Raw genomic sequence first — 17667 nt, 5'->3', positions numbered from 1 at the left:
AATGAGACTCCGTGACCTACTCCGGGGCAAGGCGAAGGACTCACCCGAGTCCGACGGGCCCGGTTTCGATGTCAGTCTCCGCGACGGAACCGTCACCTTCACGCTTCAGCCCGACCAGATCGACGCCGTCCGAAACGGCTCGGGCTCCGCGCGCGGCCGCCTCCAGCTGCACACACTCGAGGGCCTCGCCGAACAAGGGATCGCCTGGGAGATCTCGGACGGATTCGCCGTACCTGACGATGCGGTCGCGGCGCTCGATCCCGTCGACGCCGCCGATCTCGAACTCCCCGAACTCTTCGGCGGGAAGATCGTCGGCGAAGTGCGAGCCAGTACGACAAGCCAACGGTTCGGGGTGGAACTCCAAGTCCTCGAAGGCACGTACGCACAACCGGTACGCCGGTCCGGCCCGTTCGTCGACGTCGGCTCGCGCAGGTTCCGGCTCACGCTGGCGGCCCTGGAGGCGGTCCGGGCCGTGGAGGCCCACGCCGATCTCCCACCCGAGAATCGGACCGAGACCCGGAACGTACGCCTCCTCGCAGAACTGCGTCGGGCCATCGACCTCGCAACGAGCCCCGATGCCCCACCCGGTGACACGACCCTGGAATTCGACCTGCGCCATCTGGAGGGCAAGCGCGTCGTGCGGCCCGACCACGTCGGCCTGCTCGTCGAACGACAGCCTGACGGCAGCCTCGACGTCCAGCCGGACCTGGGCGCCGGCGTCGACCCGGACCAGGCCGCGCGCCGCTGGCACCATCTGGACGGATCCGACGACGGCGGCGTGCTGCGGATCGACGACGACTTCGTGCTCCTGGACGAGAAGCACCGCGAGGCGGTGGCCGAGGTCCGGCGTCAGCCCCGCATCGCCCCGGATCAGGTGAACGATTTCTTCGGCGCACCGGGCGACTTCTTCGATCCCGAACTCGTCGACGTCGGGCTCGGGTTCAGCGTCCGCGTGAAAGGCATCGGCCGGATCGCACCGATGACGTTCGCCAAGGCGGGCGATACCGGGATCGACTGGCTGAGCCGCGGAGACGTCGAAGCCCCTGAGGCGCTGGCGACCAAAGCTCGCAACGTGCCGGAACAGGACGAGATCGAGCAGGAGATCGGTCGGGCCTGGGGGCAGCAGCGCGACGTCGTCGCCCTTGACGGCGACGTGGTGGACATTGCGGACCACAGCCGGGTACGGAAAGCCCTCGACGAGTCCCGCCGGCGACTCGCCCAGATCGGAGAGGGCGTCCTCGACCTGCGGGCCGGGGACGACAAGCCCGACACCGTCCGCGTCGGCGTGATCGTCGCCGAGAGCGACGACCTGGCCGTGGCGCAGCTCCGCAACGCCTCCGCCGCACGTCCGCGGGCGGCGGTCGCCACCGACGGCCTGGCCTTTCCTCCGCTCCCGCACCAGGCCGAAGGCATCGACTGGATGACCGGCCTGATGCACGCCGCGCTCGACGCCGACCCTGATGATCCAGCCCGCGTCCAGGGCGCGATCCTGGCCGATGACATGGGCCTGGGAAAGACCTTCATGACCCTCGTCGCCCTGCGCGAGTCGCTCCGGGCGGAGCAGACCGATCCGGCGCATGGCGGCACGGGGAAGGCGCGCCCTACCCTCGCCGTCCTACCCGTCGCCCTGCTCGAGAACTGGCTGGACGAGATCAGCAAGTTCTTCGGAAGCTCCACCGGCCCCTTTTCCGACATCCGTCTGCTGCAGGGAGAGGGACTCGCAGAGTTCAGGATCGCCGGGGCCCGGAAGGAGACCGCCGTCGGCGACGACGACCTCGACGAGCACGGCATGGTCCGTGCGGAGGTCGTCGCCGAGCGCACCAGTCTCCGGATCGGCGCCGAGCACGGCGACCTCCGCCTCGACATGCCCAATCGCCTCGTCCTGACCACCTACCAGACGTTGCAGCGCTACCAGATCTCGCTCAGTCAGGTCAGCTGGGGCGTCGTCGTGATGGACGAGGCGCAGAACATCAAGAATCCGGAAACGCTCGCGGCGCGCGCGGCGAAAGGGCTGCGCGCCCGGTTCAAGTTGCTCGCCACCGGCACGCCTGTCGAGAACGAGCTGAAGGACGTCTGGTCCCTCATGGATACCGCTCAGCCCGGCCTGCTCGGCAGATACACCGACTTCCGTGACCGGTGGGTGGATCCGATGGAGCGGGCGACAGGGCCGGCGAAGGCGGAGCTCGGGCAGGAGCTGCGCCGGGCGATCGGCCCATACATGCTCCGCCGGGTCAAGGAGGACCACCTCCGGGAGCTCCCGGGCAAGTCGATCCACAGGATCCCCCACCAGATGCCCCCGCTCCAGGTCGAGGAGTACGACGCCGCCCTCACGCACTTCGTCTCGGTCACGCGCGGCACGAAGGGCGGCGCGTTCTCGACCCTGCACCGGCTGCGTTCCGTGAGCCTCCACCCCCAGGCGTCCGGCCGCGCCCTCGACAAGGACCCGGGGGCGATGCTCCTGTCCGCCCGCATGGTCGGAATGCTCGAGGTCCTCGACGAAATCCGGAACAGTCAGGAAAAAGCGATCGTCTTCGCGATCGACAAGGACGTACAGCGGGCGCTTTCCGGCTGGCTCCGCGCGAGATACGGCCTGGACGTCAGCGTCGTGAACGGGGACACCAAGGCTGCCTCCACCCGGGCAGGAGCCACGCGAAAGAGCCTGATCCGTCGTTTCGAGCAGGCTGCCGGGTTCAACGTGATCATCATGTCCCCGCTCGCCGTCGGCGTCGGCCTCACCGTCATCGGCGCGAACCATGCCATCCACCTCGAGCGGCACTGGAACCCGGCCAAAGAGGCGCAGGCGACCGACCGCATCCATCGCATCGGCCAGAAGCGGGATGTCCACGTGTACCTGCCCATGGCGCTCCACCCCGATCGCGACTCGTTCGACGTGAATCTCGACCGCCTGCTGGAATCCAAGACCGTTCTCAAGGACGCGGTCGTCGCGCCCGAGACCGTGTCGGAGGCGGAGATGTTCAGCGGGCTGGGACTCGGCGACAGACCACCGGCCGGCAGCGCCGAGGACACGAACGTCCCCGGCCCGGAGAACCATGCGGACCGCAGCAGAGGTCCTTTACTCCCCGATTCCTGGTCGGACCTCACCGAGATCGCCAGCGACGACGAATGCGTCGCGCTGGCCCAGTTGTTCGATCTCGGCTGCACTCGACCGTCCGTCGGGTTCGAGGTCGAAGGTACCCCGATCGGGATCGGATGGCCGGACCGCAGGATCGCGACCGACGTCGGACTGCCACCGGAGTACGCCGATGAACTCAAGGCCTCGGGCTGGCAGGTCCTCCCGATCGGCTCGGAATTGCGAACAGCCCTTGCAGGTTGACCGCCTGTCGGCGAGCACAGGCAGCAAGCTCTGGCCCATGTCCCCGCCCACGCCAGCCGGCCCGGAGAGACGTCCGAACTCCGCGACACACTCGGCACGGACGCCTCCCACCTGCGCCTCCTTCCAGGACACGCCACCCCGGCATATCTCGTCTGGGAAGGATGACTACTTCGTCAGGCCGTGAACCCCGCCTCCGCGAGCAGCGCTTCGCGGTTCGCGAGCACGAACTCCTTGAGCTAACACCTGCTGGTACCCGCCGGCCGTCGCACCGAGCTCCTCGGCCAACTCCCGACGCAGTGCGTCCTCGACCGTGGCGTCCGACTCCTCGACACCGCCACCGGGCGAGGTCCAATACGGGTCATACCCCGGCTTGGTCCGCTTGATCAGGACCAACCGGCCCTCCTCGTGGCCCGCTACTCGGCGGGATCGATGACCGTGAGTCCCAGGCCGTCCGCGACTTCCCTCATGCGGATGTCGTGCGTGACCACGGTGATTCCGTCGGGCGCCAGCAGCGTGGCCGTGCCCAGATGGATGGCGTCGAGCGAACGGAGGTGCTTGCCGGTACTGATCGTCGAAGCGGCGCGGATGACGTCGTCGTCCATGTCGATCAGCCAGAGCGCGGAGAGCACTGGCATGCTCAGCGCGAGCGAGAGCTTTTCACGCTGGAGCACGCGAGCCATCTCCACCTGGAGCAGCTTGGAGGCGTAGATCTCCTCGCCCGCGTTCCGCGCCGCGGTCCACCAGGCGCGCACGGCCTTGCTACCGGGGTCGTCCAGGATCATGCGCAACGCGATCGACGAGTCGATGTACGACGCCACGTCAGTGGTCACCCTTGGACTCGTCGATGAGCTGGTCCAGCGAGAGGCCCGACCGGACCGCGACGAGATCGGGCAGCGGCGCGTCCGGGGCCGACGGCGGCGTGATCCGGCCCTCGGCCTTCTTGCGCTCCAGCCACGTCACCTGCTCCGTGGCGGGAACAAGCCGCGCGACCACACGCCCGTGCATTGAGATCTCCACGTGCTCCCCCTCCTGCACGTCGCGGATCACCCGGGAGGTCTGCTGGTTCAGCTCCGTGATACTGATCGCTCGCATGAGGCTAGCGTCCCACAAAATAGAAGATACTTCTATGTCCTGCCCCTTCGTGCTGCACCACCCGGAGTGCCAGTACTTCTCGGTGTGAGTTCCGGGCGGTGGGCACTCCAGCAGGTCAGACGTGCGGGGTGGAGCACCGGGCCTTTCCCGGCACCTACGCTGACCCCCATGCCCCCCGATCTCGAGCCCGATCCCGACAACGACTTCCACGCCGTCGGGATCGACGACGACACCCGGCTGGTCTACCGGTACGTGCTCGCGCAGGGCACGGTGCGTGTGGAGGACGTCGGGGCGGACGTCCCGCTGGAGGGCACCGACCCGGCCGGGATGCTGGCGCGGCTGCGCGCCGCGGGCCTGATCAACCGCACGCGCGGGAGCGACGGCGAGTACACCGCGGTGGACCCGCGCGTGGCCCTTCGGGCACTGACCGACCGCACCGCGGCGCAGCTCGACCGCGTCCGCTCCACGATCCCGGACCTGGCCGGCCTGTTCGAGCAGACGTCCGACGCCGCCGGCTCGGGCGCAGGGGTGCACGTGATCGACGACCCGGCGCTGATCGGCGCCTGGTACACACGGATGGAGCACGAGGTCACGGGCGAGTTCATGGCGTTCGACCGGCCCCCGTACGTCCTCGCGGACGAGAACCCCGTCGAGCCGCTCGCCCTGGCACGCGGGGTGCGGTGGCGGGCCGTGTACGCGGCGGAGGTGCTGGACCTGCCGGGTGCGTGGGCGGAGCTGCGGCACGCGGCGTCGGTCGGCGAGCAGGCCCGGATCGCGCGGTCGCTGCCCACCAAGCTCGCGATCGCCGACCGGCGCACGGCGCTGGTCGGCTCGGCCCTTGACCCGCAGCGGCCGGCCGCCGTCGTCGTCGAGGGCGGGCCGCTCGTGGACCTGCTGTGCGCCGCGTTCGAGGCGGTGTGGGCCGACGCGGTCGAGATCCCGACCGCCGACAGCCTGGAGGGCACCGCTCCTCCGGACCGCGGGCCGGGCAAGGACGACCGGGCGCTGCTCGCCCTGCTCGGCTCGGGGGCCAAGGACGGGGCGATCGCGCGCGAGCTCGGCCTCTCGGACCGGACGCTGCGCCGCCGCAGCGCCGACCTCCTGCGCCGGCTCGGCGCGGCCAACCGCTTCCAGGCGGGGGTCCAGGCGGTCCGCAAGGGCTGGCTCTGACGACGTGTCGGACGCTCAGGGCCCCTGGGTGACCTAGGTGCCCGACACCTTCGCAGGACGGGGTGAAAAATGCCCTCACGCGTGACGTCCGCGTAAAACCTTGCGGCCGGTACCGGCCAGTGGCCGCATCCGGCCATTCTGGCATTGCCTCCATCACGGATCGCGGGCTAGACAGCCCTCATGCAACCTCTGCCCTCCGGCCGACGCCGGGGTCTCCTGCTCGGGAGCGCCCTCGTCTCGGCCTCACTGGTCCTGTCACCCGGCGCCGCCGTCGCGGCCCCGGCCGCCGCGCCCGACGCCGATCCTGTGCGCGTCATCATCGAGCTCGACTCCCCCACCGCCGCCGACGTCGTCGGCCAGGAGGCAGTCGCCGCCGCCCGCACCGGGTCCGGCTCCACCCGGGCGCGCAGCGCCTTCGCCGCGGACTACCGCGCGGCCGTCGATCAGGTCGAGGAGGCGCAGCAGGGCGTCACCTCCTGGGCCGAGCGCGAGGACGTCGAGCTCGCCGAGCCCGAGTCCGTCACCGGGCTGCTGTCGGCGGTCGTCGCCACCGTGGACCCCGCGGACCTCGACGAGCTGCGCTCCGCGCCCGACGTCGCGCGGGTGACCGAGAGCGCGGCGGTGCGCATCCTCGGCGACGAGGCCAACATCCCCGCCACCGGCGCGCCGCAGGTGTGGGAGCGCGACGACGCGGACGGCACCACGGTCACGGGCGACGGCCGCACCGTGGCGATCATCGACACGGGCATCGACTACACGCTGGACGATCTCGGCGGTGGGTTCGGCCCCGGCCACCGCGTGGCCGACGGGTACGACTTCGTCAACGACGACGCCGACCCCATGGACGACCACATGCACGGCACGCACGTGGCAGGCATCGTCGGCGCAGGTGGGGACAACCTGACCGGCATGGCGCCCGACGTGACGCTCACGGCCTGGAAGGCCATGGACGCCAGGGGCGGCGGCACCACCGAGGACCTGCTGCTCGCCCTGGAGGCGGCCACCGACCCGCTGGGCGAGTACCCGGCCGACGTCGTGAACATGAGCCTCGGCACGCCCGGTGACGGCACCGACCCGCTGGGCCGTGCGTCGACCGCCGCCGTGCGGCAGGGCGTCGTGGTCGTGGCCGCGGCCGGCAACTCCGGGCCGTACGGCCAGAGCGTGAGCTCCCCGGCGGCCGCCGAGGGCGTCATCGCCGTCGGCGCGCAGGTCACCGGAGTCGCCGACCCGACGCTCACGCTGGACGGCACGGCCGAGGGCGACGACCCGCGGCCGCTGGACGTCACGCGCTTCCCGATGTCGGCCAACCCGCCGGCCGAGGGCATCACGGCCCGCCTGGTCGACGTCGGCGACGGCTTCGACGAGGAGGACTACGAGAAGGCGGGCGACGTGCGCGGCGCGATCGTCGTCATGCAGAGTTTCACCACGACGTCCCTGGGCGAGGTGGAGATCCCGCACCTGCTGCAGGCCGAGCTCGCCGAGAAGCACGGCGCCGTGGGCGCCCTGCTGTACATGCCGAGCCCGACCGACCCGGCCGGCGACGGCGGCGGCGTGGGACCCCTGGGGTCGGCGAACGTGCTGGCAGGCGGCGGGTTCGACCTGCGCCGCGAGTCCCTGGTCATGATGAACATCGCCTCGGCCCAGTACCAGACCTTCAAGGACGAGGTCGCCGCCGGCACCGCGCGCGGCGCCATCGGCTCGGTCGACCGCACCGACACGATCACGGACTTCAGCTCCCGCGGCCCGAGCGACGCCATGACGCTCAAGCCCGAGATCGTGGCGCCCGGCTTCGAGATCATGTCCGACGTCCCGGCGGAGCTCGGGGTGGACGGCGACCAGTACCGGATGTCCGGCACGTCGATGGCCGCGCCGCACGTCGCGGGGGCCGCCGCCCTCCTGGCGCAGGCGCGTCCGGAGCAGGGCGCCGAGCAGCTCCGCGCGACCCTCATCGGCAGCGCGCAACCCCTGGGGTCCGACGACGCCGACGTGTCGCCGTCCGCCCAGGGCGGCGGCAAGCTGGACGTCGCCGCCGCCGTCGACCAGCAGGTCACGGCCGCACCCGACGCCCTCTCCCTCGGCCTGGCCGACATGGGTGCCGACCCGGCCCGCACCAGCACGGTCGTGCTGCGCAACTCCGGCGCCAAGGCCGTGACGGTCAAGCTGGCGGCGAAGCCCGCCGCGGCGAGCACCGGCGAGGCCGAGCTCTCCACGCGTCAGGTCAGGATCCCGGCCGGCCGCAGTGCGTCGGTCGATCTCACGGTCACCCCGGACACCAGCGGACCCGACGCCGGCTCGGTCGACGGCGAGACCTCCGGCGTCGTGGTGGGCACCGTCTCGGACGGCACCACCGTGCGCATCCCGTACGCCACCTACGTTCGGCCGCTGCGGGTGCAGGCCTCGCCCTCGCTCGCGACCGGAACCACGGAGGTCTTCGTCTACACGCCGATGGCTCCCGAGGCGGCACCGACCGTGCGGGCCACCGCACCGTCCGGCGAGCAGTACGCCGCCGCCCTGACCCCCCTCAGCACCAGCCCCGGCTGGTACCGCGGCACCGTGCCGCTGGACGAGCCCGGCACCTACGCGCTCCATGCCCGCGCGACGGTGACCGGCCGCACCCTGACCGGTACCGGCGGCGTGCAGTCCGAGGGCACCGACCAGCCCGGCGCGTGGGAGCAGGTCGGCCTGACGGGGACGGCCCGCGAGCTGGCCACCTCGCCCACCACGCCGGGGACCGGCCTCGCGATGGCCGGGACCGGCGTGCACCCCTTCGTCACCACTGACTTCGGCGAGACGTGGCAGCGCGTGCGCAGCATGCCGGTGGCCGACGGCTGGGGCAGCCCCGTGGCCGACACGAGCACGCCCGGTGGGTTCTACGTGGCCCTCAACGGCGCGTCCGGCAGGGTCACCCTCGACCCCAGCTACTCCGGCCGCATCGTGCACACGCCCGATGCCGGCGAGACCTGGACCGTGCTGCCGTTCCCGGACGTCGCGATCAGCGAGCTCCTCGCCGACGGCGACGCCCTGGCCGCGGTCACCGACGACGGCGTCTACCTCAGCCAGGACGGCGGCCGGCGCTGGCGCCGCGTCGCCCCGGCCTGGAACGGCCTCGTCTACAACGCCGCCTTCGCGGGTGACGATCTGCTCATCGCCACCTATGACGGCGTCTACCGGATCGCCGACGCCCTGACCGGGGGCAGCGAGGTCACGCAGCCCTACGTCACCACCGAGTACGTCGACCGGCCCCAGGGCGTCGTCGCGGACGGGTCCACCGCCGTCCTGGTCCGCGGGGACGGCGTCTCGATGACCTCGGCGGACGGCGGGGCCACCTGGACGGAGGGCGCCGACACCGGGCAGTCCTACGTCACCGTCACCACGCTGACCGACGGCACCGTGTACGCCTCGGGCCTGTCTTCCTACAGCACGAGCACCGACCTCGGTCAGACGTGGCAGACCCACCCGCTGCCGGTGACCGGCCCGCTGGCCACCGACGTGGACCACTGGCCCGGCACGCCCGCCGAGCAGATCGTCATGTCCATGGAGAACGCCGGGATCTACACCACCGACGACGGTCAGGAGTGGACCAGGTCCGGGGTTTCCGGCAGTGACGTGACGGGCGTGCACGCCGGGGCCGACGCCGACGGCGAGGCCGTGCTGCGCGCCGTCGACGCCGAGGGCCTGCACCAGCGGTCCCTCACCGACCTGGACCCCGACGAGCAGAACTGGGGCTCGATCGGCGCCGAGGGCGTCGTCGGCCGCCTGGTCTCCGACGTGACGCAGTCGCCGCTGGGCGACCGCACCGTCTGGGCGATCGGCACCAACGCGTTCGGCGGCGGCCGCATCCTGACTGCCGCCGCCGGCGAGTCCGACGCCGACCTCGCCCAGGTGGGCCCGGCGGGCGGCTTCAGCCCGACGGCGCTGGCCGTCTCGCCGCACGCCGAGGACACGGTCGCGGTGGGCTACACCTCGCTCATCGACACCGGCCTCATGGTCTCGACCGACGGTTTCGAGACGTGGACCAGCTACGCCCACGAGGTGCTGGTCCAGGAGGTCGTGCTCGACCCGGCCCACGAGCGCCGGCTCTGGCTCGCCACGACGTCCGGCCTGTACCGGTCGGACGACCTCGGCAGGACGATCACCCGGCTGACCCGGGACGAGGTCCGCTCGGTCTGGGTCGACCCCGCCGACACCGACCACGTCGTGATCGGCGAGGCACCGGGCATCCGGGTCAGCACGGACGGCGGGGAGACCTTCGCCGACGCCGAGGTGCCGAACACGTCCGCCTCCGTGGGCACGTTCGTCGCGATCGAGGTGCCGGACGGCCCGGCTGCCGGCACCGAGCTCCTGGTCGCGGGCGCCGCCCGCTGGCGCCCGTACGGGCTGGCGGCCAACGGCGCCGGGGTGTTCGTCTCGGCCGACGGCGGCGCCACGTGGGCATCGGCGTCGCAGGACCTGACCGCGATGTCGGTGCGCTCCCTGACCGTGAGCCCCGACGGCGCGTGGGTCTACGCCGGGGCCGACGAGGGCGGCGTGCACCGCACGGCGGTGAGCGAGCTCGTGCCCGACGACCTGCTGCCCGCGGCGACCAGTACGCAGATCAAGGCCCCGTCCTCGGTCCGCCCGCTGGAGCCGTTCCGGGTGAAGGTCACCGTGTCCGCCGACGACGAGACCCCGTCGGGCCGGGTGACCGTCACGGTGGGCCGTGAGGGCGACCGGCACCCGTACGAGCGCACCGTGAAACTGCGGGGCGGGAAGGCCGACGTGCTGGTGCCGCCGCTCCTGCGGGCCGGCGACCACACGATCACGGCGGAGTACGAGGGCACCGAGGACCTGGGTGCCTCGGACGCGACGGCGCCCCTGGAGGTCAAGCGCCGCTAGCGGCTGCACGGGCGCTGCTGCTGGTGCTGTGGTCGGCAGAAGGTCAGGTGGTCGGTGCCCCGGGGCACCGACCACCTCACCTTCTGCCGACCCACCCGCCTGGCCTTCCCCGCAACGGCGAGCCGGGACCCGCCGCCTGAACATTGAAGATTCTTTTGCCGGATATTGTGCTTTCAGGGGAAATTTCCTATAAAGGGAGGGATCGAGTCACGTCCGAGTGGCTCGACCGACCTTCGGGAGCTGCCCCATGAAGCAAAGTCTGTTGCGCATCGTCGCCGCCGTGGCGGCGACGAGCCTTGCCACGGTCGCGCTGGTGACGACGCCCGCAACGCCGTCGTACGCCGTCGGCGAGTCCTACGTCGCCCTTGGCGACTCCTACTCCTCCGGCACCGGCACCAGGAGCTACATCGACGACGGCACCCAGTGCCTGCGCTCGACCTACGCCTTCGCCAGCCTGACGGCGGCGGCCAAGGGCTACAGCCTCAACTTCCGGGCCTGCTCCGGAGCGGTCGTGGCCGACGTGACGAACAGCCAGCTCAGCGCGCTGAACTCGAACACGAGGTACGTCACCGTCTCGGTCGGCGGCAACGACGCCGGATTCGCCGACGTGCTCACCGAGTGCGCCCTCCCGGCGTGGGCCAGCGACTGCGCGGGTGCGGTCGCCGCGGGCCGGGCGTTCATCACCAACACCCTCCCCGGCCGGCTCAACGCGCTCTACGCCTCCATCAGGACGAGGGCGCCGGGCGCCGAGGTGGTCGTCGTCGGCTACCCGAAGATCTTCATGGGCGAGGACTGCAACCTGCTGACCTTCTTCAGCCCGTCGGACCAGGCGGCGCTCAACGACGCCGTCACGCACATCAACTCGATCACCGCGACGGCCGCCGCCGCGCAGGGGTTCACCTTCGTCAACCCGGTCAACCGATTCACCGGCCACGCCGTCTGCGACTCGACGGAGTGGATCAACGGCTTCTCGAACCCCATCCAGGAGTCCTACCACCCCAACCGCCTCGGCCACGCCAACGGCTACACGCCGCTGGTCAGCGGTGTGCTGACCGGTGCGAGCATCACGGCGACCAAGGCAGTGGTCGCCGAGGCGGAGAGCCACGCCAAGCAGCAGGCGAAGCTTCAGCGCAAGTACGCCGCCGCCGACCGCAAGATCGAGCCGAAGCTCTTCCAGCCCCCGACCAAGGCCGGTCTGCGGGAGCTGGCGGAGGAACGGGGCGTCGACTTCGACGCCTGGTGGGCTCAGGTGCGGTGACCAGCTCGAGCCACCGACCCGGGTCCGCGATCGACGACGCCTGACGGGTTCCCGGGCACGAACGACGTCTCACCTCCGGCGGGCGGTCGACCTCTCGGTCCACCGGACCCGTCTGGTCGGTCCGGATCCGCAGCTACGGCTGCTGAAGCCGAGGGAGTACCGGCGTGCGCGGCCACCGCCTCCACGGCAGTGGCCGCGCACGAGGAAGCCGTTGCCCCCGAGTGATCGCACGAACGAGGTTCTTGGTGCGTCGGAGTGCTACTCGGTGACGCTGATCTGGTCCCCGTCGACCGACACCGCAACCCCGGGGAGCGGGTCCTGGCTTTCCGGCGTCAGACCGGACGCGGCCTGGACCACCGATCCGTCCTCGATCGAGAACCTGCTGCCATGGCACGCGCAGTCGATGGTGCCGTCGCGCACCGCGCTCACGGTGCACCCCTGATGTGTGCAGATGGCCGAGAAGCCTCTGAAGTCGCCTTCGGTCGGCTGCGTGATCACGATCCGCTGGTCGGCGAGGATCAGACCCCCGCCGACCTCGACGTCGCCCGTGCCGGCCACGACGTTTGCTCCGCCGCCCGCCTCGCCTTCGGGCGTGCCGTCACCCTCGGGCGGGTCGACCGGGGGCGCCTGCTCGTCGTCGACGCCGTAGACCGCACACCCGCTCGCCGCGCTCACGACACCGACGGCGCCGAGCACCAGCACGTGCCGCCTCGGAGTGGTTCCCGCCCTGGGAGTGATTCCTGACATGCCGCCTCCTAGAATCGAATGCCGAATGTCGTGAAGAACCACAGGGACGACGTCCACCAGAGGGCTACCAGCAGGGTGAACGACGTCCCGCCGAGGACGGGCAACGCCCAGCCCGGCAGACCGTCCAGCCGCAGCCCGAGCATCTTGACGGTGAAGGCACCGAAGAAGAGGGTCCCGGCGGCCGAGTGGATGAGCACACGGGGCGTCGCGGCCTGGAACCCGAGCGCATAAAGACAGTGGACGGCGACCGGTATGGTCAGGAGGAACGCCACCCGCCCCGACCAGCGGTGCACCGCGCCGGTCCAGCGCGGCGGGTCGGACGGGCCGATCTTGCCGTACATCACCAGGGCCGAACCCACCTGCACGATCGCGAGCAGCAGCGCGGCCGACGCGAGCCAGACCTTGGCCTCGAGCGGGCCCGAGAAGCCCGCGACGTTGACGGCGACCCCGGTCGGGGCGTGCACGTTCCCGTACACGCCCAGCACGACGGAGACGACCGCACCGACGAGGAATGGTACGAGCAGCAGCGACGCGCTGCGGTCGGGCGTGCCGGCTTCACTCGCCACGTTCATCGAAACTCCCGTCTACCTGGAGCTCGGCCGTCACGGCCGTGCCCTCGATCGTGACCTGGCCGGTGGCGGGGTCGATCCCGTCCGTGGGTTGTGTCTCGCCGTCGATGTTGACAGCTCCGATCTGCGAGCCGTCGGGGAGGACGATCCAGCCGCCCACCACCTCGGCCCCGGACACGGTGTCGGCAAAGCGATACAGCCCGTCCGGTGGGGCGACCTGTGCGACGTCGAAGGTCCAGGTCAGGCCGTCGACAGCCACTTCGCCCGTGACGGCGGACTCGTCGTACGCGGCGGACAGCGTCCCCCGTGCGCCGGTGAGCTCGACGCGCCCGTCGGCCGCGGTCCCCTTCAGCCACGCCTCGATGCTCGCGCCGTCGCAGACATACGCGATCGCCTCGGCCCCGTCGATGACCACGGCCACCGACGCATGCTCGCCGTCGACGTAGCCGACATAGCTCGCCGGCTCGGGCGTCTCCTCTGAGGCTTCCGGCTCGGGTGTGGCCGCCGACGGCGAGGGTTCGGCGGACTCGCCGGCCGCGGCCGGCGTCGCCGGGGTCTGCGAGGAGCCGGCGTCCTGCGTGTCGTCGACCGCCGGTTCCGCGGGCGTCGCGGCCATGCCGGCCACGAGCAGCCCGACACCGAGCACACCACCGGCGAGCAAGGTGATCAGTGGTCCGTTACGGGACATCCTCGACCCTTCGTCGCGGTAGATCGGACTGAGACTGGGCTGGCACTTGCGATTTCGCGCTCAGCGTACCGACGGTGACCGGCGCTGAACAGAGGACGGCGAGAACCAGATGAAATCGTGACAATCGAGAACGGCAACGTGATCCGAGCTGAGGCTGCGCACCTGGCCGGCGAGCTGAAAAATCCCCCGGCAGCACGACCCGGGCGCGGGCTCGAGACCGGCCGTCGCCGCGGTGCGCCGGAGCCGCTCGTACTCGCGGACCCAGGTCTCGACCGTCGCGTGGTACGTCATCTCATCAGGTTGCTCAGCGCGCTTCCGGCGCGGGCCGGTGCACCTGCGCCGCCAGGCTCTGGGGCGCCTGGATGCAGTACGAGTCGGTGAGCAGCTCGGCCAGTTCGTCCCAGTCGGTGCGCTCGTCGAGCACCATGCCGACGACGTTGCTGCCCCAGCTCGCCTTGAAGTACTGCGGTCCGAGGTGCTGGAACGCCAGGACCTCGTCGGGCTCGGCACGGAACGTGATCCGGACCAAGCCGTCTTCTCCTCCGAAGACATGCCCTACCGTCGCGCCGCGGGCCTTCCAGGCGACGCCGGTCCAGGCGTCGTGCTCGTGGCACTCCGGGAGCCGCTCGAGGATGGCGGCTACTCGGAGGACGACGTCGGTCGGGACGGGTGCACGTTCGCTCACCCCAGGAGTCTTGCACCAGTGACTGACAACGTCAGTGGCGCCGGCGTGACGCTGCCGGGGATCGATCCCGGAGCCGCCCGTTCGCGGTCGTGCCGTCGGCGGTTCCCGCGTCCCAGGTGCGCGCGATGCCCAGGCCACGCAGGTCCCCGTCACTCAGCGTGACCCCGTCGGGCCCGATCCAGCGGTCGGGTCGGGAGCGATCATCGGCCTCGGCACCCCAGCGGCGCATGAACGGAGTGCCGGCCTCGGTGATGACGACCGACCCGGACGTGGCCGGCAGCGGCTCGGCGGGCAGATGGACGAGGGTGTAGGCGCCCACGAGGTCCGACGAGTTGACGGAGGCCACGCTGTACCAGTTGCCGTCCGCGTCCCGCTGGATCGCGTACCCACGGGCGTCGACGACGACGGCGAGGTGCGGCAGATCAGCGTCCAGGAGATCCTGGCTGGTCCGGTAGACGGCTCCGACCTGTGCTCCCTGGGTCATCGAGATCTCCTGACGTCGAATCGATGGCATCCACCTATCAAAGCGGATACGTCACGATTCGGCCGTAAGGTCGTCGTCGTCCTCTTCGCCGGAAGGAACCTTCCTCATCCACAATCCCGGCCGTAGGCGCCCGGCGCTGTCGCCCACAGCCCGGGGCCGCCACTCAGGTCCTCTCGATCGGCCAGCAGTTGCCCGTGTCGTAGCCACCGTCGGCGTCGGAGACCAGCTTGTGGTTCTTCGCGAAGGCGATGCGACCGCAGATCAGCGGGGCGTCACCGAGCATCACGTAGTCCACGCTGTCCACCGAGCGCACCACCGGCTCGTGGGCGTCGAAGAAGTAGGACCCGGCGTGGGTGGCCTGGGTCCCCATGACCGCGGCCTCCGGGTCGGTACCCGTCTCGTCCGCGCCGTAGAAGTGGACGTGGAAACCGACCTCCTCGTCGGGTACGCCGCCCGCCCACTCGGCCTCGTACTCCACGACGAGCTCGCCGTCCGCCACCGTGGCACTGGTGAGGCACACCCAGCGCTCGTTGGCCAGGATCTCCTCGGAACACTCCTGGGCGGGCGGTAGCTCCGGCTCGGTCTCCGTGGGCTCGGGGGACGCCGACGGCGTCACGTCGCCCGACGGCGTCGGACTGTCCGAGGAGCCGGCATCGTCCGGGCCTGCCGCGGCAAGCTCCTGCCCGGGCCACGGGACCAGCGCCCACGCCCCCACCCCGAGCACGACCGCGAGCGCGGCGCCGACGGCGATCTGCGCGGCGCGCGGGAGGCGCTGCCATGCGGACGGTCCTCCCGGAACCCCCGCCGCGACGGCGGCCGGCTGCTCCCGCGGGTCACCGGCCGGCGGGAGGCCTTCCGCGTGCGAGGCCGCCCCTACCGCGGCGACCGCCACGCCCGTCGTCGTACGGTCCGGCACGGCCGGGGCCGCCGCGCCCGGCGCCAGCGCCAGCCAGGCCGCACCGAGGGCGACCACGTGCTTCGGATTGACGTCCACGGCCACGGGCCGCCCGAGCTCGGCGCCGACGAGCTGGGCGACCAGCGGGATCCGTGAGGACCCGCCGACCAGCAGGACGGCGTCCAGCTCCTCCGGGGCCACTCCCGCCGACGTGAGCGCCCGCCGCAGCGCCGCGACCGTCTCGAGCAGCAGCGGCCGCACCATCGCCTCCAGCTCGGCGCGGGTGAGCCGGACCTCGGTGCTCAGGCCCGGGAGGATGACGGGGATGGTCACGTCGGTGTCCGAGGACAGTGCCTCCTTCGCCGACACGCACTCCTCCCGCAGCCGTGCGACGGCGGCCACCGCCGCCGCGTCCTCGGGATCCAGGTCGTCCAGCGCGCCGCCGGTCGCGCGCCGCACGTGGTCCAGGACCGCGGCGTCGATGTCGATCCCGCCCAGTCGCTCGACGCCCTCCGGACGGCCCAGGATCGTGAATCCTGTCTCGGTACGCCGCAGCACGGCGGCGTCGAACGTCCCGCCGCCCAGGTCGTAGACCCCGACCGTGCCGCCCGGGGCCACCGGCCGGCCGAGGGCGTAGAACGCGGCGGCGGCCTCGGGCTCGGAGACATAGGTGACCGGTTGCTGCATGCCCGCCATGCGCACGGCCTGCTCCAGCAGGTCCAGCTTGTACCGGCCCCAGTTCGCCGGATGACAGATGCAGACGGCCGACGGTTCACCGCCCTCACGCGCCGCGACCTCGTCGATCACGGCGCGCAGCAGCCGGGCGGTGAGCCCTTCGGCCGAGTAGGGCGCCCCGCCGAGCAGCAGGGGCGTGGGGTCTCCGAGACGCCGCTTGAACTCGCGCGCCACGCGTTGCGGCTCGGTCAGCGCTCGCCGGTCGGCGGTCTCGCCCGTGAGGAACGTGTCGTCGTCGCGCAGCAGCACGACCGACGGGATGACCGCGGCGCGGCTGCCGAGCGTGGCGATCTCGGCCCGGCCGTCGCGCACGACGGCGGCGCTGGTGTACGTGGTCCCCAGGTCGATGCCCAGCGCGTAGGTGGTCGATGTGTCCATGGTCCCTATCTCTCTGTGACGCGCCTGCGCGCGGGTTCGGTGCGGGTCGAGGTGGCGGGCTGATCGTGCGGGGCCGCGCCTGGCACGGCGGGGGGCAGACGGGGGAATGCCCCGAAGCCTCCGCCCGCCACGCGTTCTACAGTGATGTCGTGGACGAGAACAGGTCGGTGCACGACGTGCTCCGCGAGGTCACGGGCAGCGGGGAGGACCCGTCTGCCGTCGTCGAGGCGCTGCGGGCCGCCGGCCACGATCTGCCCGGCGACCTCGTCGTGGAGGCCGTGGCCAGCTTCACGGACACCGCACCCGCGGCGGTCGCCGAGCATCTGTCCGCGTTCACGACCGCGTACGGTCCGGAAGGCTTCGTCGACCCGGGCGACCTCGACGCCGCCGAGATGCTTCCGGACGGGCTCGCGCTGCTCGCGTCCGCCCCGGCCGCGAGCCCGGCGCCGGACGGCGAGGCAGGGCCGGTCGAAGCCCTCGCCTTCGGCGCGGGAGCAGGCCCGCGGGACGACGACGCCGTGCTGCCCGACGACGGGCCGGCCGACGACGACGCGGACAGCGCCGGTCCGGCCGATGTCCCGTCCCTTCCCGAGGACCCCGGGGACCCCGAGGACTTCGTCCTGGGCGTCCTCGGCACCGACGCACCCGACGAGACCTTCGACCCGGCGGAGCTCGACGCGCAGGACGGCCCGGACACCGATATCCCGCTCTGAGCCGGGCCCCGGGCCACCACCCCGCGCCCGATCGGTCCGGCGGG

The 17667-nt window shown here is 71.7% G+C and carries 15 protein-coding genes; 5 read left to right on the top strand and 10 right to left on the bottom strand.

Going from position 1 to position 17667, the window contains the following annotated elements:
• Window position 1 precedes the first annotated feature (1 nt).
• Complete coding sequence (locus EDD34_RS07890) at window positions 2-3334, top strand: DEAD/DEAH box helicase (RefSeq protein WP_123814084.1); 3333 nt, start codon at window positions 2-4, stop codon at window positions 3332-3334.
• Window positions 3335-3499: 165 nt separating this feature from the next.
• On the opposite strand, the gene EDD34_RS21585 is transcribed toward EDD34_RS07890, so the two are convergent.
• From EDD34_RS21585 to EDD34_RS07870, 3 genes are read right to left on the bottom strand one after another with little or no spacing between them, the layout of a single operon-like run.
• Window positions 3500-3727, bottom strand: coding sequence for an NUDIX domain-containing protein (locus EDD34_RS21585; RefSeq protein ID WP_123814083.1), 228 nt, complete (start codon window positions 3725-3727; stop codon window positions 3500-3502).
• 20 nt (window positions 3728-3747) lie between these two features.
• Window positions 3748-4164 (bottom strand): type II toxin-antitoxin system VapC family toxin, encoded by a 417-nt coding sequence (locus EDD34_RS07875; protein WP_123814082.1) that lies wholly within the window; start codon window positions 4162-4164, stop codon window positions 3748-3750.
• Window positions 4154-4426 carry a type II toxin-antitoxin system Phd/YefM family antitoxin gene (locus EDD34_RS07870; protein WP_123814081.1) on the bottom strand — a complete coding sequence of 91 codons (273 nt, stop codon included), beginning with the start codon at window positions 4424-4426 and terminating at the stop codon, window positions 4154-4156. The genes EDD34_RS07875 and EDD34_RS07870 overlap by 11 nt, the downstream gene beginning before the upstream one ends.
• A 168-nt stretch (window positions 4427-4594) precedes the next feature.
• Between EDD34_RS07870 and EDD34_RS07865 the strand changes: the two genes are divergently transcribed.
• The 3 genes from EDD34_RS07865 (at window position 4595) to EDD34_RS07855 (ending at window position 11729) form a co-directional block, all read left to right on the top strand.
• Window positions 4595-5596: a hypothetical protein gene (locus EDD34_RS07865; RefSeq protein WP_123814080.1), complete on the top strand. Its 1002-nt coding sequence runs from the start codon at window positions 4595-4597 to the stop codon at window positions 5594-5596.
• A gap of 180 nt (window positions 5597-5776) precedes the next feature.
• Complete coding sequence (locus EDD34_RS07860; protein WP_123814079.1) at window positions 5777-10471, top strand: S8 family serine peptidase; 4695 nt, start codon at window positions 5777-5779, stop codon at window positions 10469-10471.
• Window positions 10472-10718: 247 nt separating this feature from the next.
• A complete protein-coding gene (locus tag EDD34_RS07855; RefSeq protein ID WP_123814078.1) occupies window positions 10719-11729 on the top strand; it encodes an SGNH/GDSL hydrolase family protein in 1011 nt (336 codons plus the stop codon).
• Between the two features lie 258 nt (window positions 11730-11987).
• Here EDD34_RS07855 and EDD34_RS07850 read toward each other — a convergent pair whose 3' ends face one another.
• From EDD34_RS07850 to EDD34_RS07820, 7 genes are all read right to left on the bottom strand, one after another.
• Window positions 11988-12476 (bottom strand): Rieske (2Fe-2S) protein, encoded by a 489-nt coding sequence (locus EDD34_RS07850; RefSeq protein WP_123814077.1) that lies wholly within the window; start codon window positions 12474-12476, stop codon window positions 11988-11990.
• An 8-nt stretch (window positions 12477-12484) separates the two neighbouring features.
• Entirely contained in the window at window positions 12485-13048 is a 564-nt protein-coding gene (locus EDD34_RS07845; RefSeq protein ID WP_123814076.1) for a DUF6529 family protein, read from the bottom strand.
• Window positions 13032-13733 (bottom strand): hypothetical protein, encoded by a 702-nt coding sequence (locus EDD34_RS07840; protein ID WP_123814075.1) that lies wholly within the window; start codon window positions 13731-13733, stop codon window positions 13032-13034. Before EDD34_RS07840 ends, EDD34_RS07845 begins: the two co-directional genes overlap by 17 nt.
• Before the next feature lie 60 nt (window positions 13734-13793).
• Window positions 13794-14024 carry a hypothetical protein gene (locus EDD34_RS07835; RefSeq protein WP_123814074.1) on the bottom strand — a complete coding sequence of 77 codons (231 nt, stop codon included), beginning with the start codon at window positions 14022-14024 and terminating at the stop codon, window positions 13794-13796.
• Between the two features lie 13 nt (window positions 14025-14037).
• On the bottom strand, window positions 14038-14418 hold the full coding sequence (locus tag EDD34_RS07830; RefSeq protein ID WP_123814073.1) for an MmcQ/YjbR family DNA-binding protein: 381 nt from the start codon (window positions 14416-14418) through the stop codon (window positions 14038-14040).
• Window positions 14419-14449: 31 nt separating this feature from the next.
• Complete coding sequence (locus tag EDD34_RS07825) at window positions 14450-14902, bottom strand: hypothetical protein (RefSeq protein WP_123814072.1); 453 nt, start codon at window positions 14900-14902, stop codon at window positions 14450-14452.
• Between the two features lie 163 nt (window positions 14903-15065).
• Entirely contained in the window at window positions 15066-16910 is a 1845-nt protein-coding gene (locus tag EDD34_RS07820; protein ID WP_123814071.1) for an Hsp70 family protein, read from the bottom strand.
• A gap of 149 nt (window positions 16911-17059) precedes the next feature.
• On the opposite strand from EDD34_RS07820, the gene EDD34_RS07815 reads away from it, so the two are divergent.
• On the top strand, window positions 17060-17623 hold the full coding sequence (locus EDD34_RS07815; RefSeq protein WP_123814070.1) for a hypothetical protein: 564 nt from the start codon (window positions 17060-17062) through the stop codon (window positions 17621-17623).
• Window positions 17624-17667: the final 44 nt, after the last annotated feature.

The sequence above is a fragment of the Myceligenerans xiligouense genome, assembly GCF_003814695.1.
Taxonomy (GTDB): domain Bacteria; phylum Actinomycetota; class Actinomycetes; order Actinomycetales; family Cellulomonadaceae; genus Myceligenerans; species Myceligenerans xiligouense.
This window is presented reverse-complemented; position numbering and strand designations above follow the sequence as displayed.

What these genes read in the sequence shown, in the direction of transcription:
- EDD34_RS07890 (WP_123814084.1), top strand. Translation starts at nt 2, where the DNA reads ATGAGACTCCGTGACCTACTCCGGGGCAAGGCGAAGGACTCACCCGAG.
- EDD34_RS07870 (WP_123814081.1), bottom strand. Translation starts at nt 4,426, where the DNA reads ATGCGAGCGATCAGTATCACGGAGCTGAACCAGCAGACCTCCCGGGTG.
- EDD34_RS07865 (WP_123814080.1), top strand. Translation starts at nt 4,595, where the DNA reads ATGCCCCCCGATCTCGAGCCCGATCCCGACAACGACTTCCACGCCGTC.
- EDD34_RS07860 (WP_123814079.1), top strand. Translation starts at nt 5,777, where the DNA reads ATGCAACCTCTGCCCTCCGGCCGACGCCGGGGTCTCCTGCTCGGGAGC.
- EDD34_RS07855 (WP_123814078.1), top strand. Translation starts at nt 10,719, where the DNA reads ATGAAGCAAAGTCTGTTGCGCATCGTCGCCGCCGTGGCGGCGACGAGC.
- EDD34_RS07850 (WP_123814077.1), bottom strand. Translation starts at nt 12,476, where the DNA reads ATGTCAGGAATCACTCCCAGGGCGGGAACCACTCCGAGGCGGCACGTG.
- EDD34_RS07845 (WP_123814076.1), bottom strand. Translation starts at nt 13,048, where the DNA reads ATGAACGTGGCGAGTGAAGCCGGCACGCCCGACCGCAGCGCGTCGCTG.
- EDD34_RS07840 (WP_123814075.1), bottom strand. Translation starts at nt 13,733, where the DNA reads ATGTCCCGTAACGGACCACTGATCACCTTGCTCGCCGGTGGTGTGCTC.
- EDD34_RS07835 (WP_123814074.1), bottom strand. Translation starts at nt 14,024, where the DNA reads ATGACGTACCACGCGACGGTCGAGACCTGGGTCCGCGAGTACGAGCGG.
- EDD34_RS07825 (WP_123814072.1), bottom strand. Translation starts at nt 14,902, where the DNA reads ATGACCCAGGGAGCACAGGTCGGAGCCGTCTACCGGACCAGCCAGGAT.
- EDD34_RS07820 (WP_123814071.1), bottom strand. Translation starts at nt 16,910, where the DNA reads ATGGACACATCGACCACCTACGCGCTGGGCATCGACCTGGGGACCACG.